Below are 15,076 nucleotides of genomic sequence, written 5' to 3'. Positions count from 1 at the left end.
CTACCTGGAACGACGAGCGAGTGGATCACCAGCGGATCATCCGTGACGTCACGGCCGACCTTCCCGCGGCCACAAGCGCCCTCGACGCCTGCCAGCGCTTCGTCACCGCGCTCGCCGGGCACACCCCGGCGGCCATCTCCTTGCTGCTCCAGGTCCAGGGCCGGTTGCGCTGCGTCGCGGCCACCGGCGCCTGGCAGATCTTCTCGACCGTGCCGCCGAAGACCGGCATCGTCGGCCGGGTGTACGCCACCGGCGAGACCGCCGTCGTGCCCGACGTCGCCGCCGACCCCGACCATCTGCCGATCCGACCGGACGTGACCGCCGAGATCTGCGTACCGGTCGTCGACCCGGCCGGGCGGGCCGTCGGCGCACTGGACCTGCAGTGGAGCGCACCGGTCGACCTGGCACCCTGGCGAGTCACCGCCGAGCGGCTGGCCTCCCGCCTCGGCGCCCGGATCCTGGCGCTCGGCGGACCACCGCCCGAGAGCCGTAGCGAAAAACTGCTCCGGCACGCCGCCGCGCTCTCCGCCGCGACGACGGACTGCGATCTGATCACCTCGGCGATCTGCGCCGCCCGTGACGTCTCCGCGCTCTCCGCCGCGGTGCTGCTGCTGGACGGTACCGAGACGTCCCGGCTCTGCCGGCCACCGCGCACCCCGGGTGAGTTGGAGGACCGGATCCGCGCCGAACTGACCGAGGCCGGGCCGGCGGCGCTCGACCGCATCGTCGATCGGGTTCACCGGTACGGGGCCGGCTACACGCTCGGCGAGGCCGGGCAGCCGCCGACGGAGGAGTACGTTCCGCTTTCCCGCGCGGGGGTACGCACGCTGGTGGCGGTCCCGCTCGGCCCGCCCGACGGCGGGGGCGTGCTGCTCGTCGCCGACGAGCGCCTGCTCCGCCCCGACCCCACCACGGTCAGCCTGATGGAACTGCTCGCCGGTCAGGCCTGGAACAGCCTGGACCGGCTCCGCACCCTCAACCGGCTGCGCGAGCAGGCCAGTTCCGATCCGCTCACCGGGCTGCGGCACACCGGTCCGTTCGGCAAGCGGATCGCGGCGGCCACCCCGGGGCGTACGGCGCTGCTGGCGATCGACGTGGACGGCTTCAAGACGGTCAACGACACGTACGGGCACCAGGCCGGCGACCGGCTGCTGATCGGCCTGGCCCGGGCGCTGGAGAGCGCGCTGCGGCACGGCGACGAGCTGTACCGCATCGGTGGCGACGAGTTCGTCGCGGTGATCGAGGTGAACCGTCCGGAGGAGGCGGTCCGGATCGCCGAGCGGCTGACCGAGGCGGCCCGCTGCACCGGCCGCACGATCAGCGTCGGGGTGGCGCTGCCACGCCCGGGCGAGTCCGCCGAACTCACCCTTCGCCGCGCCGACCAGGCTCTCTACGCGGTCAAGCGGCAGGGCCGCGACGGCGTACGCCTGGCCCCGGCCTGACCCACCCCGGAACCGCGCGGCCACGTTCGCCTCCTCCGGCGGCTTCCCGGGAGTCCGGCGACGGGTTTGCGCGCGGCAGCCGGTCGAGCGGCACGCTCAGGAGTGGGTCAGCTCGGTGGCCAGGAGTTCGGCGATCTGGGCGGTGTTCAGTGCCGCGCCCTTGCGGAGGTTGTCGCCGGTGATGAAGAGGTCCAGGGCGCGCGGATCGTCCAAGGCCCGGCGGATCCGGCCGACCCAGGACGGGTCGGTGCCGACCGCGTCGATCGGCATCGGGAACTCGCCGGCGGCCGGGTCGTCGACCAGGATCACACCGGGGGCGTTCCGCAGCACCTCACGGGCTCCCTCGGCGTCCACCTCGGTGGCGAAGACCGCGTGCACGGCGACCGAGTGGCCGGTCACCACGGGCACCCGTACGCAGGTGGCGGAGACCTTCAGGTCGGGCAGGCCGAGGATCTTGCGCGACTCGTTGCGGACCTTCATCTCCTCGGACGACCAGCCGCCGTCGGCGGGCGAGCCGGCCCAGGGGACCACGTTCAGCGCGAGCGGGGCCGGGAACGGGCCGAGCTCGTCGCCGACCGCCTGCCGGACGTCACCCGGCCGCGAACCGAGCACCCGGTCACCGGCGATCTTGCCGAGCTGGGCGTGCAGGGCGTCCACGCCGGCCTGACCGGCGCCGGAGACCGCCTGGTACGAGGAGAGCACCAGCTCACGCAGGCCGTACTCGCGATGCAGCGGGGCGACCGCGACGATCATCGCGAGCGTCGTGCAGTTGGCGTTGGCGATGATGCCCTTGGGCCGGTTGCGTACCTGCTCGGGGTTGATTTCGGGGACCACCAGCGGCACGTCGCGGTCCATCCGGAAGGCCCCGGAGTTGTCCACCACGACCGCGCCATGGTCGACCGCGACCGACGCCCACTGCGCCGAGACCTCGTCCGGTACGTCGAACATCGCGACGTCGACGCCGTCGAACGCCTCCGGGGTGAGGGCCTGGACCGTCAGTTCCTCGCCCCGGCAGCGGACCTGCCGCCCGACGGATCGCTCGGAGGCGAGCAGCCGGATCTCGCCCCAGACGTTGCGACGGCCGGTGAGCAGCTCGCACATGACGGTGCCGACGGCACCGGTCGCCCCGACGACGGCGAGGGTGGGCAGGTCGCCCATCGGCCCTACCGCCCGGTGCCCGCGTAGACCACGGCCTCGGTGTCGCCGCCGAGGTCGAAGGCGTCGTGGATCGCGCGGACCGCCGCGTCGAGGTCGGTGTCCCGGCAGACCACGGAGACCCGGATCTCCGACGTCGAGATCATCTCGATGTTGACGCCGGCGGCGCCGAGGGCGGCGAAGAAGCCGGCCGCCACACCCGGGTGGGAGCGCATCCCGGCGCCGATGAGCGAGACCTTGCCGACGTGGTCGTCGTAGAGCAGGCCCTTGAACTTGACCGACTCCTGGATCTTGCTGAGCGCGGCCATCGCCGTCGGACCGTCGGTCTTCGGCAGCGTGAAGGAGATGTCGGTGCGCCCGGTGCCCTCGGTGGAGACGTTCTGCACGATCATGTCGATGTTGATCTCGGCGCCGGCCGCGGTGTCGAAGATGCGCGCGGCGGCACCCGGCTCGTCCGGCACGCCGACGATCGTGATCTTCGCCTCGCTGCGGTCGTGGGCGACCCCGGTGATCAGTGCTTGCTCCACAGGAAGGTCCTCCATCGATCCGGTGACCATCGTGCCGGTGTTGGTCGAGTATGACGAACGGACGTGGATCGGCAACCCCGCCCGGCGGGCGTACTCCACACTGCGCAGGTGCAGCACCTTGGCGCCGCAGGCGGCCAGTTCCAGCATCTCCTCGTAGGTGATCTGCTTGATGTGCCGCGCGTTGGGCACGATCCGCGGATCGGCGCTGAAGATGCCGTCCACGTCCGTGTAGATCTCGCAGACATCGGCGTGCAACGCGGCTGCCAGCGCCACCGCGGTGGTGTCCGAGCCACCCCGACCCAGCGTCGTGACGTCCTTGGTGTCCTGGGAGACCCCCTGGAAGCCGGCGACGATCACCACCGAGCCCTCGTCGAGTGCGCCCTTGAGGCGACCCGGGGTGACGTCGATGATCCGCGCCTTGCCGTGCACCGAGGTGGTGATCACACCGGCCTGGGAGCCGGTGAACGAACGGGCTTCGTACCCCAGGTTGTGGATGGCCATGGCGAGCAGCGCCATGGAGATCCGCTCTCCGGCGGTGAGCAGCATGTCCAGTTCGCGGCCCGGCGGCAGCGGACTGACCTGGTTGGCCAGGTCGAGCAGCTCGTCGGTGGTGTCGCCCATCGCGGAGACCACCACCACGACATCGTCACCGGCCTTGCGTGCGGCGACGATCCGCTCCGCGACCCGCTTGATCCGCTCCGCGTTGGCGACGGAGGACCCGCCGTACTTCTGCACCACGAGTGCCACGAAGTGCACTCCCTCCCAGTGACCCTGAGCGTGCCGACGCCGCCGGTCACGGGGCCGGCGGCGCGTGTCAGACCTCCCCAGGGTATCGGGCCGGCCGGACCGTCGGGTCAGGTGATCCCACCATCCGGCCCGGCTGCGTCGGCCCGCACCACCGGGCAGCGCCCGTGACCAGCGTCGATTCGGACACCGGGGAACGCCCCGCCCAGACGCCACCCGCGACACCCCGGGCGTGGCCGACCCGGACGGGCCCGACCCCTGGCGGCGGGCGCCGTCCGCGACACGCCGGGTCGCCGGGCCGAGCAGGCCAGCGCCGCGAGCGCGAGCGCCGGAGAATGAGGCGGTGTACGACCTCTCCCGACCGATCCGACGTACGACCGGCCCGCGCACACCCGTCCGCCGCTCGTCCGACACCCCCGCGGTCGAGGCGGCAGCGACCCGCCCGCGCGCGGCCGTCCGTCGTCGCCGCCGACCGTCCGCCCCGCTCGCGCTCTTCGCGCTCGCCCTGCCGGCGCTCCTCGTCGCGTGCAGCGCCGACCCGCCGCCCGCTCCCCCGCCGCCCGATCCGGGGCCGGTCGCGGTGGACGCCGCGCGGGACGAACTGGCCGCGCTCGCCGCGGCGGCGCAGGATCGGCATCTGACCGCCCATTACAAGTTCGGTCGCGGTGGCGAGGCGGACCGGACGATCGTCGTGACCAGCGCGAACGACGGCAGCTGGCGAGTCGACGTACCCGGTGGCGCGCTCGGCGGCACCTCGGACATCTCCTTGGCCGCCACCGCGGACGGGCTCTTCCAGTGCGCCCTGCCCTCGGCCGCCCGGCCCGAACCGCCGAGCTGCGTACGCCTCGGCGACACCGACGACGCGCTTCCACGCCGACTGGATCCGCGGGTGCAGCATCCGTTCACCGACTGGCTGGACGTGCTCACCGATCGGCGCGCTCCGCTCTCGGTCTCGCCCGCGCAGCCGCTTCCGGGCGTCCCGGGCAGCTGCTACTCGGTGGAGACCACCTCGGCCTCGCTGAACGCCCCGCTGGACGTGGGCATCTACTGCTACGACCAGGACGGCACGCCGACGGCGGTCCGGACCGAGTACGGCACGCTCACGCTGGCCGGCCCGCCTGCCCCGGCGCCGGCCACCGTGCAGTTGGCCGGGCCGGTCGTCGAGGGCGAGCCGCTTGGCACGGCTTCGCCGCCACCGCCTGATCCGTCGGACAGTCCGAGTGCCGGAACGCAGTGATCTTCCAACCGTTACGGGTGCTCTTGCCCACATTTGGCACCCCGGCCGGAGGGGGCGAATCGGCCATACGGGACGCTTCCTCTTATGCCCGACCTCACCCCGCTGCTCGCCTTCCGCTGGAGCCCCCGGGCCTTCGACCCGAACGCCGAACTGAGCCCGGACGAGGCCGCCTCGCTGCTGGAGGCGGCCCGCTGGGCGCCCTCGGCGGGCAACAGCCAGCCCTGGCGGTTCGCGCTCGGCCACCGGGAGGACGAGACGTGGAAGCGGATCCTGACCTGCCTGCCGGTCGACGACCAGGGCTGGGCTCGGCACGCCTCCGCGCTGCTGGTGGGCGCGCACACGGGCGACGACGAGCGGGCCGCGTACGACCTGGGCCAGGCCGTCGCCCACCTCACCGTGCAGGCCACCGCGCTCGGCCTGCACGTGCACCAGCTCACCCGCTTCGACCGGCCGGGCCTCGCCCTGGAGCTGGACCTTCCCGGCGGGGTCCATCCGCTGGTCGTCGCGGCCGTCGGCCGGATCGGTGACCCGTTCACGCTGCCGGAGGAGCTGCGCCGTCGGGAGGTCGGCCTGCGGCACCGCCACCCCGTCGCGGACCTGCTGCTCGCCTGACTACCCGATCGGGTCACCGCCGCGGCTGGCTCGGAGCAGAACCCTCGCGGCGTCGGTGTTGCGATAGAGGACGTGCCGGCCCTGTCGGGACCGGGAGACCAGACCCGCGGCGTGCAGCGCGCCGAGGTGCTGGGAGACACCTCCGACGGACATCGCGGTACGTCGGGCCAGGTCAGTGGTGGTGGTCGCCGTCTCGAGCAGGTGCAGCAGCGCGGCTCGGCCGGGGCCGACCACCCGCGCCAGCGAGTCGCCGGGCGGCGGCGCGGTCGCCTCCCAGAGCGTCCCGACCGCCCGCACCGGGTACGCACCGGCCGGCAGCGAATCCTCCAGCAGGTTCCACAGCACCTGCTGCCCGGTGAACACCGTCGGGTTCAGCGCCAGTCCGCGACCGCGGAGGTCGAAGTCCCGCTCGAACGGGTCGTCGCTGACCACCCGGTCGCCGAGCCAGCGCAGGCTCGGGTGGAGCTGCTCGAAGAACCGGCCGGCACCGTTCTCGGCGAGCTGGGCGGCCCGGTACGCAACGTCGGCGTCGAGCAGCGCCCGCATCCGCGGCCAGTCCGGCGCGATCGCCTCGTCGTACCAGACCCGCACCGCGTCGACGAGCTGCGGCAACAGCCCACGCGGGTCGGCGAGGAGCGCCTGCCCGAACGCGTTCAGCGGCTGGCGCGGGGTGGTCGCCAGCAGGTCCTGGACCACCACGGCCGGTGGTGTCGCCGCGATCTGGTCGAGCTGCTCGGCCATCGCCACGTTCGGTCGGGCCGCCGGGGTGAGGAAGTCGGGCAGCCAGCAACCCCGCCGGGCCAACGCCCTCAGCGGTCGGACCCGCTCGGCGACCTCGGGACGGCGCACTGTCACCCGGGCCCGGTCGATCCAGGGCAGGTGCACCGCGTAGCGGACCGGACTGGCCAGCGCCCACATGCTCATGACCGTCTCGTTGACCGGCGACACGGCCAGCCGGACGCCCGCCACGTCGGCGAGAGTGAACCGCAACTCGGACACACGCCCTCCCCCGGGGAGCAGGATTCGGCCCAGCCTAAAAGGCTCGACCGATGTCGTGGGGGTCCGGTTCACTTCCCGGCCATGGGGACCAGAGACACCATCCGCAGCGCTGTGGCAAACGTCGTACCGCCGGCCGGCTTGACCCGCGCGCTGGCCGTGCAGGCCATGGTCTACGCCGTCGGCAGCGGCCTGTTCCACGCCGGCAGCGCCGTCTTCTTCACCCGGGCGCTGGGGCTCAGCGCCGCCCAGGTCGGGCTGGGCCTGTCCATCGCGGCAGGGGTGTCGCTGCTCGGCACGGTGCCGCTGGGCGGGCTCACCGACCGGTACGGACCGCAGCGGGTCTGGATCATCGGGCTGGTGCTGAACGCGGCGCTCTTCGCGACGTACCCGTTCGTGGGCGGCTTCGCCGGTTTCCTCGCCGTGGTGGTGGCGCTGGCGGCGGTGGACGCGTCGACCGGCGTGGCCCGCCAGGTCTACTCGATCAACGCGCTCCCCCCGGCCGAACGGGTCACGGCGATGGCGTACCAGCGTTCGTCGTTGAACGTCGGGTTCGGGCTGGGCGCGGTGATCAGTGGTCTGGTGCTGGCCGTGGACACGATCGAGGCGTACCGGGGAATGGTCTGGTTCATCGCGACCGTGATCCTGGTGACGGCCCTGTTCGTACGACGACTGCCCCGGCTGCAGCAGGTGGTCAGGCCGGTGGAACCGATGGGTCGGCTCGCCGTGCTGCGGGACCGGCCGTTCATGACGGTGTCCCTGCTCTCCGGGCTGCTCACCGCGCACGGAGTGCTCTACCTGACGGTCATGCCGCTCTGGATCCTCACCCACACCGACGCCCCGAAGGCGGTGATCGCTGCTCTGGTGCTGCTCAACACGGTCCTGATCGTGCTGCTCCAGGTACGCGTCAGCCGGGGTGCCGACACCGCCGCGGGCGCGGCGCGGGCCTCCCGTCGTGGCGGTCTGCTGATCGCCCTGTTCTGTCTGGTCCTGCCGATCTCCGGGGTCACCCGGGGGCTGCTCACCGTGGTGGTGCTGGTGGCTGCCGCGACGCTGCTGATCCTGGCCGAGCTGATCGAGTCGGCGGGCACCTGGGGACTCACCGCCACCCTTCCGCCGGACGACCAGCGCGGCGCGTACGTGGGGGCGCTGCGGCTCGGCGAGCAGGTGCAGTACCTGATCGCTCCGGCGGGGTTGACCGCGCTCGGGGTGACCACCGGGGGCTGGGGCTGGTTCCCGGCGGCGGCGATCTTCGTGCTGATCGGGCTGGCGATCGTACCCGCGGTGGCCTGGGCGGGACGGACGCCGAGGCTGGGTTCCCGGGCCCCGGAGCCGGCCATGACGCCGGTCCCATAATCCGGACCTACCTTCCCACCCACGGTTGCCTCACGTAGGGTGACTTGGTCATGTGGCGGGCGCTTCTTCTCCTTGGCCGCCGCGACGAGGCCTGACCGGCCGGCACCTCGTCGCGGAGTCGCTTCGCGCCGTCCAGCACATCCGAACTTCCCATCGGCACCGCCGGAGCATCGTGGCCCGGCACCAGCCGACACCTTCCGATTGCTGACGCCACCTGTTCAGGAGACCACTCCGTCATGACTGACACCGTCACCGACGTCGAGACCGATCCGTTCGCCCGGCAGCGCCCCAGCGGCATGCCGTTCCAGCGTTACGAGCCCTACCAGCGGCAGTTCCGCGTCGACCTGCCGGACCGCACCTGGCCCACCCGGCAGGTGGACGCGGCGCCGCGCTGGTGCGCGGTGGACCTGCGGGACGGCAACCAGGCGCTCATCGACCCGATGTCGCCCGAGCGCAAGCGCCGCATGTTCCAGCTGCTGGTGCAGATGGGCTACAAGGAGATCGAGGTCGGCTTCCCGTCGGCGAGCCAGACCGACTTCGACTTCGTACGGCAGCTCATCGAGCAGGACCTGATCCCGGAGGACGTCACCATCCAGGTGCTGACCCAGTGCCGGGAGCACCTGATCGAGCGGACCTTCGAGTCGCTGCGCGGCGCCCGGCGGGCCATCGTGCACTTCTACAACTCCACCTCGACGCTGCAGCGCCGGGTGGTCTTCGGCCTCGACCGGGACGGCATCACCGACATCGCCACCACCGGGGCCCGCCTGTGCCAGAAGTACGCGGAGATCCACACCCCGGACACGGACATCCACTACGAGTACTCGCCGGAGTCGTACACCGGCACCGAGCTGGAGTACGCGCTCGAGGTCTGCTCGGCGGTGATCGACGTGATCGACCCGACGCCGGACCGGAAGCTGATCATCAACCTGCCGGCCACCGTCGAGATGGCCACGCCGAACGTGTACGCGGACTCGATCGAGTGGATGCACCGCCGCCTGCCCCGCCGGGACAGCCTGGTGCTCAGCCTGCACCCGCACAACGACCGGGGCACCGGCGTGGCCGCCGCCGAACTCGGCCTGCTGGCCGGCGCCGACCGGATCGAGGGCTGCCTGTTCGGCAACGGTGAACGCACCGGCAACGTCGACCTGGTCACGCTGGGGCTGAACCTCTTCTCCCAGGGCATCGACCCGATGATCGACTTTTCGAACATCGACGAGGTCAAGCGGACGGTCGAGTACTGCAACCAGCTCCCGGTGCACGAACGCCACCCGTACGCCGGCGACCTGGTCTACACCGCGTTCTCCGGCTCGCACCAGGACGCCATCAAGAAGGGTTTCGACGCGCTCGCGGCGGACGCCGCCGCGGCCGGGGTACCGGTCGACGAGCAGCCGTGGGCGGTGCCGTACCTGCCGATCGACCCGAAGGACCTGGGCCGTACCTACGAGGCGGTCATCCGGGTCAACTCGCAGTCCGGCAAGGGCGGCGTCGCGTACATCATGAAGAGCGAGCACCAGCTCGACCTGCCGCGCCGGCTCCAGATCGAGTTCTCGGGCGTGGTCCAGCAGGTCACCGATCACGACGGCGGAGAGGTCGAGCCGGCCGCCATGTGGGCCATCTTCGCCCGCAACTACCTGGTCGACCACCAGCCCGACCCGGCGGTCACGCTGGCCGGCTACACGATCGGCACGGCCGACGGGAAGGTCGAGATCGAGGCACGGATGGACCTCGACGGCGAGCACCGGTCGCTCACCGCGGTCGGCAACGGCCCGATCGACGCGTACGTCAACGCACTCCACTCGGTGGGGGTGGGCGTACGGGTGCTCGACTACCACGAGCACGCGCTCTCCTCCGGCGGAGACGCGCAGGCCGCCGCGTACGTGGAGTGCGAGGTGGACGGCCGGAACGTGTGGGGCGTCGGCGTCGACGCGAACATCGTCACCGCCTCGATCAAGGCGGTGACCAGCGCGGTCAACCGCGCCCGCCGCTGACACCGGAAGGGGCCCCCGCCGAAACGGGGGCCCCTTTCCCGGTCGCGGGCGTTGGGCAGGAATCCCGCTCAGCGCTCCCGCGGTGGGGTCGACACCGGGAGCGTCTGGCACGGCTGGGAGGGCGGCGCCTCCCGGGGCGGGCGGTGGATCAGCAGGAGAGCCATCAGCGCGCCGGCCAGCAGCAGGCCCGCGCACCAGAGCATCGCGGCGCGGAACGCCTCGGTCAGGGCGCCGTGCTGCTGGTAGGCGCCGCCGGATAGCCCGACCAGCAGCGGCAACGCGGCCACCGCGAGCAGGCCGCCGGCCCGGGCGGCCGCGTTGTTGAACCCGCTGGCCACCCCGGCGAACCGATCCGCCGCGGCGGCCAGCACGGAAGCGGTGAGTGGCGCCACGACCAGGGTCAGACCGACGCCGAAGAGCAACACCCCGGGCAGCACGTCGACCCAGTAGGACGCGCCGGGGCTGACCCGGCGCAACAGCAGCAGCCCGGCGGCGGCCACCACCGGGCCCACGGCCAGCGGCAGCCGGGGCCCGATGCGTGCCGAGAGTGCCCCCGCCCGGGCCGAACCCACCAGCATCAGCAAGGTCCACGGCAGCAGCGCGACCCCGGTGAGGAGCGCCGACCAGCCGAGCACGTTCTGCAGGTACACGGAGAAGAAGAAGGTGAAGCCGCCGAGCGCGGCGTACACGGCCACGGTGAAGATGTTCAGCACCGAGAAGAGCCGGCTGTCGAACAGCTCGGTGGGTAGCATCGCGGCCGCGCCCCGGTGCCGTTCCAGCAGCACGAAGGCCACTCCCGCGACCAGCCCGAGCAGCGCCGACCCCCACACCGGCGGCGAGCCGAAGCCACGGCCGGTCGCGTCGATCAGCGCGTACGTGAGACCGCCCAGGGCCAGCGCACCGAGCAGGGCGCCGGCGACGTCGAACCGCCGGCGCCGGTCGCCCTCGACCCGGGCCTGCGACGCGCCCTCGTCCCGGCTCTCCGGCACCCAACGCAGCGCGGAGAGCACCACCAGGACCGCGAGCGGAAGGTTCAGGAAGAAGATCCACCGCCAGGAGAACGCGTCGATCAACCAGCCGCCGATGAACGGACCGAGCGCCGTGGAGACGCCGGAGAGCCCGGACCAGGCACCGATCGCCCGGCCACGGTCGTCCGGATGGAAGCTCGCCTGAAGCACCGACAGCGAGCCCGGCGTGAGCAGCGCGCCGCCGGCACCCTGGAGGAACCGGGCTCCGATCAGCCAGCCCGTCCCCTGGGCCAGGCCGCAGAGCACGGACGCGGCGGTGAACCAGATCACCCCGAGCAGGAAGATCCGGCGTCGGCCGAACCGGTCGCCGAGCGACCCGCCGAGCAGTACGAACGCGGCGAGCATGAGCATGTAGCCGTTGACCGTCCACTGGAGGTCCGCCACGGTGGCGTGCAGTTCGGAACCGAGCCGGGGCAGCGCCACGTTGACCACGGTGCTGTCCAGGAAGACCATCCCGGAGGCGAGAACCGTGGCGAGCAGCGTGCCGCGGCCTGCGGCGGTAGTCATCCGGAGGGCAGGCGAGGGTTGGGGCACGGGTACCCATCTTCCACGCGCCATCTGAGAGACGCCACGAAACGCCGAAACCATGCTTGGGTACTGTGCGGGATCGCCGGAAGCCCGCAAGCTGGAGAGGTGTCGTCTGTGCGTACCAGATCAGGACCGCGCGCGGCGGTGGCCGCGCTCGCCGTGGCGCTGGCGCTCGGCGCGTCCGGCTGCATGCCCCTGGACGAGCCGGAGGCCGCTCCCAGCAGCACCGGCGGCAACGCGATGGAGATGCTGGGTCAGCTCACGGTGGCCAGCGCCGGTTCGATGAAGGGCTACAGCCGGGCCCGCTTCCCGCACTGGCGGGACACCGGCACCAACTGCGACGTACGCGACTCGGTGCTGAAGCGGGACGGGGAGAACATCAAGCTCTCCGGCTGCAACGTGGTCGGCGGCCGGTGGCAGAGCGCCTACGACGGCCGCACCTTCACCGATCCCTCCGACGTTGACATCGACCACATGGTGCCGCTGGCAAACGCGTGGCGTTCGGGCGCGGACGAGTGGAACGACACACAGCGGGGCGACTTCGCCAACGACACCACGCGTCCGCAGCTCCTCGCGGTCTCCGCATCCTCCAACCGGTCGAAGGGCGACCAGGACCCGTCCCAGTGGAAGCCGGCGAACCAGTCGTACTGGTGCCAGTACGCCCAGGCCTGGGTGATCGTCAAGCACCACTGGCGGCTCACGGTGACCAGCGCCGAGAAGACCGCCCTGACGGACATGCTGGAGGGCTGCGCATGAGCGAGCGAGAGGCTACCGGGCCGGAACCGACCACGGCCGGCATGAACGTGGACGGCGACGCCGCGCCGGGGGCTGCGCCGGGTGCCGGCATGAACGCCGACGGGCCGTCCGCCACCACTGCGGTGCCCGGCGCCGGAATGCAGGCCGACGCGGACAGTGGCGTCCCCGCGAGCGAGCGCGAGCCCGCCCGGGCGGGCGGAGGCGCCGCCGGGGCGGGTGCCCAGCAGAGCCGGACCACCGACATCGTCGCCGGTCCGGGCGGGGTGATGACCGACGAGGTCGGTGTGGTCACCGGCGAGCTGACCCTGCGCAGCGACTACGCCGACGGGCGCGTCACCCTCACGGTGCAGTACAAGGACGCCGACGAGTGGTACGCGGTCACCGGCGGCCGGGCCGCGTTGCCCGACCCGGCCGGACTGGACGCGGTGCACGGTATCGCGGTCGGCCTGCTCCACCGCCCGGAAGGCTGACCGCCGGGAGAGCGGTCGCGGCATGGCGTCGTCCGGGCACATCCTGCTCGAATGAGCGCTGCCGCGGAGGCCTGTTCCAGCCTCCGCGGCAGCACGGGTCGCGGGCGTACGAGGCCGGTGACAGGGCCACCGGCGGGGCGGTCAGATCGTCGGGATCAGTTCGCCCGGGTCGCCCGGGGCGGTCCCCTCGGTCGGCCGGACGATTTCCGGCTCGACCTCGTGCGGCCGGATCTCCCCGGCGGCGATCTCCTCCGCGTAGTGGCAGGCCACCCGGTGGCCGGAGAGCACCTCGCGCAGCGCCGGTCGCTCGTCGGCGCAGCGGGTCGGCTGGGCCCACGGGCATCGGGTGTGGAACCGGCAGCCCGCCGGCGGGTTCGACGGCGACGGCAGGTCCCCGGCGAGCAGGATCCGCTCGCGCCGGTCCTCCACCACCGGGTCCGGCACCGGCACCGCCGACATCAGCGCCCGGGTGTACGGGTGCATCGGCTCGCGGTAGAGCTCCTCGCTGGACGCCTCCTCGACCAGCCCGCCCAGGTACATCACCCCGACGGTGTCCGAGATGTGCCGGACCACCGCCAGGTCGTGCGCGATGATCAGATACGTGAGGCCCCGCTCGACCTGCAGATCCTTCAGCAGGTTGAGCACCTGGGCCTGGATCGACACGTCGAGCGCGGAGACCGGCTCGTCGGCGACGATCAGGTCCGGGTTGAGCACCAGAGCCCGGGCGATACCGATCCGCTGACGCTGGCCGCCGGAGAACTCGTGCGGGTACTTGGTGAGCGCCGAGGCGGGTAGTCCGACCGCCTCCAGCGTCTCGCGCAGTCGCTTGTTGGTCTCCGCCTTGTCGTCCGCCAGTCCGTGCGCCTTGAGTCCCTCCAGCAGCAGCGACTCCACCGACTGCCGCGGGTCCAGGCTGGACAGCGGATCCTGGAAGATCATCTGCATCCGGCGGCGCGCCCGGCGCATCTTCTCGCCCTTGAGCGCACGGACGTCCGTGCCGTCGAAGACGACCTCGCCATCGGTCGGCTCGACCAGCCGCAGCAGGCCACGACCCAGGGTCGACTTGCCGCAGCCGGACTCGCCGACCAGCCCGTACGTCTCACCCGCGTTGATGGACAGCGAGACGCCGTCCACCGCGTAGACGTAGCCGACGGTGCGGTCGAAGAGCACACCACTCTTGATCGGGAAATGGACCTTGACGTCACGCAGTTCGACCAGTGGTCCGGTCCGCTCGGTCACGGTACCGCCACCTCCTCGGAGACAGGGTTGTTGCAGCGCAGGTCGCCGCCGGTGGCGGTGGGCTCGAGCGTGGGCGCTCCTTCGAGGCAGGCGTCGACAACGTTGTCGCAGCGCGGCGCGAAGGCACAGCCCTCCGTCCACGGAATGTTGTCGGCCACCGAGCCGCGGATCGCGTGCAGGCGCTCGCCCCGCAGTGAGTCGAGCCGGGGTACGGAGCTGAGCAGCCCGTGCGTGTACGGATGCCGGGCGTGCGCGAAGAGTTCGTGCCGCCGAGCCCGCTCCACCACCTTGCCGCCGTAGAGCACGTTGACGGTGTCGCAGAGACCGGCCACCACACCCAGGTCGTGAGTGATCATGATGAGCGCGGTCCCGGTGTCGTCGACCAACTGCTTGAGCAGCGTCAGGATCTGCGCCTGGATGGTCACGTCCAGCGCTGTGGTCGGCTCGTCGGCGATCAGCAGTCGCGGCTTGCAGGCCAGCGCGATGGCGATCAGCGCCCGCTGCCGCATGCCGCCGGAGATCTGGTGCGGGTATTCCTTGAGCCGCCGGTCCGGGTCGGGGATGCCGACCGCGTCCAGCAGCTCGCGGGCCTCCCGCAACGCCTGCCTGCGGTCGCGGCCCTGGTGCCGCTCGAGCACCTCGGCGACCTGGACGCCGATCGGGATGACCGGGTTCAGCGAGGAGAGCGGATCCTGGAAGATCATGCCGATGTCCCGGCCACGCCGGTCCCGCATGTCGTCCCGGCGCAGCTTGAGCAGGTCGGTGCCGTCGAAGAGCACCTCACCGGTGACCTTGTTGCCGCGCTTGGGGAGCAATCCCATGATCGCCAAGCTGGTCACGCTCTTGCCGCAGCCCGACTCGCCGACCAGGCCGACGGTCTGCCCCGGTTCCACCGTGAAGCTGACCTTGTCGACCGCCGTGAACGGTCGTTCGCCACGCCGCTGGAACACGACGCTCAGATCCCGTACGTCGAGCAGGCTCATCGGGTCACTTCCTCA

General features: G+C 72.0%; 13 protein-coding genes. 7 read left to right on the top strand and 6 right to left on the bottom strand.

Annotated elements, in window-relative coordinates; genetic code table 11:
- Positions 1 to 20: 20 nt before the first annotated feature.
- Entirely contained in the window at positions 21 to 1,442 is a 1,422-nt protein-coding gene (locus AB0F98_RS27865; RefSeq protein WP_357741179.1) for a diguanylate cyclase, read from the top strand.
- A 96-nt stretch (positions 1,443 to 1,538) separates the two neighbouring features.
- Here AB0F98_RS27865 and AB0F98_RS27860 read toward each other — a convergent pair whose 3' ends face one another.
- A complete protein-coding gene (locus AB0F98_RS27860; protein ID WP_357741176.1) occupies positions 1,539 to 2,600 on the bottom strand; it encodes an aspartate-semialdehyde dehydrogenase in 1,062 nt (353 codons plus the stop codon).
- A gap of 5 nt (positions 2,601 to 2,605) precedes the next feature.
- A complete protein-coding gene (locus AB0F98_RS27855; protein WP_076467422.1) occupies positions 2,606 to 3,871 on the bottom strand; it encodes an aspartate kinase in 1,266 nt (421 codons plus the stop codon).
- A 340-nt stretch (positions 3,872 to 4,211) separates the two neighbouring features.
- Between AB0F98_RS27855 and AB0F98_RS27850 the strand changes: the two genes are divergently transcribed.
- Both AB0F98_RS27850 and AB0F98_RS27845 read left to right on the top strand, forming a co-directional pair.
- The gene (locus tag AB0F98_RS27850) at positions 4,212 to 5,105 is read left to right on the top strand and encodes a hypothetical protein (RefSeq protein ID WP_357741172.1); all 894 of its coding nucleotides are present in this window, start codon (positions 4,212 to 4,214) and stop codon (positions 5,103 to 5,105) included.
- An 84-nt stretch (positions 5,106 to 5,189) separates the two neighbouring features.
- The gene (locus AB0F98_RS27845; protein ID WP_357741169.1) at positions 5,190 to 5,717 is read left to right on the top strand and encodes a nitroreductase family protein; all 528 of its coding nucleotides are present in this window, start codon (positions 5,190 to 5,192) and stop codon (positions 5,715 to 5,717) included.
- Here the strand turns inward: AB0F98_RS27845 and AB0F98_RS27840 are convergent, their stop codons facing one another.
- Complete coding sequence (locus tag AB0F98_RS27840; protein ID WP_357741167.1) at positions 5,718 to 6,716, bottom strand: ArsR family transcriptional regulator; 999 nt, start codon at positions 6,714 to 6,716, stop codon at positions 5,718 to 5,720.
- Positions 6,717 to 6,797: 81 nt separating this feature from the next.
- Here AB0F98_RS27840 and AB0F98_RS27835 point away from each other — a divergent pair, with 81 nt between their 5' ends.
- Together AB0F98_RS27835 and leuA are read left to right on the top strand one after the other, a co-directional pair.
- Positions 6,798 to 8,069 carry an MFS transporter gene (locus tag AB0F98_RS27835; protein WP_357741164.1) on the top strand — a complete coding sequence of 424 codons (1,272 nt, stop codon included), beginning with the start codon at positions 6,798 to 6,800 and terminating at the stop codon, positions 8,067 to 8,069.
- A 236-nt stretch (positions 8,070 to 8,305) separates the two neighbouring features.
- Complete coding sequence (gene leuA / locus AB0F98_RS27830) at positions 8,306 to 10,057, top strand: 2-isopropylmalate synthase (RefSeq protein WP_357741161.1); 1,752 nt, start codon at positions 8,306 to 8,308, stop codon at positions 10,055 to 10,057.
- Between the two features lie 68 nt (positions 10,058 to 10,125).
- Here the strand turns inward: leuA and AB0F98_RS27825 are convergent, their stop codons facing one another.
- Positions 10,126 to 11,592, bottom strand: coding sequence for an MFS transporter (locus tag AB0F98_RS27825; RefSeq protein ID WP_357741158.1), 1,467 nt, complete (start codon positions 11,590 to 11,592; stop codon positions 10,126 to 10,128).
- Between the two features lie 135 nt (positions 11,593 to 11,727).
- On the opposite strand from AB0F98_RS27825, the gene AB0F98_RS27820 reads away from it, so the two are divergent.
- Positions 11,728 to 12,369, top strand: coding sequence for an HNH endonuclease family protein (locus AB0F98_RS27820; RefSeq protein ID WP_357741155.1), 642 nt, complete (start codon positions 11,728 to 11,730; stop codon positions 12,367 to 12,369).
- A gap of 41 nt (positions 12,370 to 12,410) precedes the next feature.
- Positions 12,411 to 12,839: a hypothetical protein gene (locus tag AB0F98_RS27815; RefSeq protein ID WP_357741315.1), complete on the top strand. Its 429-nt coding sequence runs from the start codon at positions 12,411 to 12,413 to the stop codon at positions 12,837 to 12,839.
- 141 nt (positions 12,840 to 12,980) lie between these two features.
- Here AB0F98_RS27815 and AB0F98_RS27810 read toward each other — a convergent pair whose 3' ends face one another.
- Both AB0F98_RS27810 and AB0F98_RS27805 read right to left on the bottom strand, forming a co-directional pair.
- The gene (locus AB0F98_RS27810) at positions 12,981 to 14,078 is read right to left on the bottom strand and encodes an ABC transporter ATP-binding protein (protein ID WP_357741152.1); all 1,098 of its coding nucleotides are present in this window, start codon (positions 14,076 to 14,078) and stop codon (positions 12,981 to 12,983) included.
- The gene (locus AB0F98_RS27805) at positions 14,075 to 15,061 is read right to left on the bottom strand and encodes an ABC transporter ATP-binding protein (protein ID WP_357741149.1); all 987 of its coding nucleotides are present in this window, start codon (positions 15,059 to 15,061) and stop codon (positions 14,075 to 14,077) included. The genes AB0F98_RS27810 and AB0F98_RS27805 overlap by 4 nt, the downstream gene beginning before the upstream one ends.
- Between the last annotated feature and the right edge of the window lie 15 nt (positions 15,062 to 15,076).

The organism is Micromonospora sp. NPDC023737, from assembly GCF_040639715.1.
Classification (GTDB): Bacteria; Actinomycetota; Actinomycetes; order Mycobacteriales; family Micromonosporaceae; genus Micromonospora.
The sequence above is the reverse complement of the archived record's forward strand: the minus strand, read 5'-3'. Positions and strand labels throughout refer to the sequence as shown.

What these genes read in the sequence shown, in the direction of transcription:
- AB0F98_RS27860 (WP_357741176.1), bottom strand. Translation starts at nt 2,600, where the DNA reads ATGGGCGACCTGCCCACCCTCGCCGTCGTCGGGGCGACCGGTGCCGTC.
- AB0F98_RS27845 (WP_357741169.1), top strand. Translation starts at nt 5,190, where the DNA reads ATGCCCGACCTCACCCCGCTGCTCGCCTTCCGCTGGAGCCCCCGGGCC.
- AB0F98_RS27835 (WP_357741164.1), top strand. Translation starts at nt 6,798, where the DNA reads ATGGGGACCAGAGACACCATCCGCAGCGCTGTGGCAAACGTCGTACCG.
- leuA (WP_357741161.1), top strand. Translation starts at nt 8,306, where the DNA reads ATGACTGACACCGTCACCGACGTCGAGACCGATCCGTTCGCCCGGCAG.
- AB0F98_RS27825 (WP_357741158.1), bottom strand. Translation starts at nt 11,592, where the DNA reads ATGACTACCGCCGCAGGCCGCGGCACGCTGCTCGCCACGGTTCTCGCC.
- AB0F98_RS27815 (WP_357741315.1), top strand. Translation starts at nt 12,411, where the DNA reads ATGAACGTGGACGGCGACGCCGCGCCGGGGGCTGCGCCGGGTGCCGGC.
- AB0F98_RS27805 (WP_357741149.1), bottom strand. Translation starts at nt 15,061, where the DNA reads ATGAGCCTGCTCGACGTACGGGATCTGAGCGTCGTGTTCCAGCGGCGT.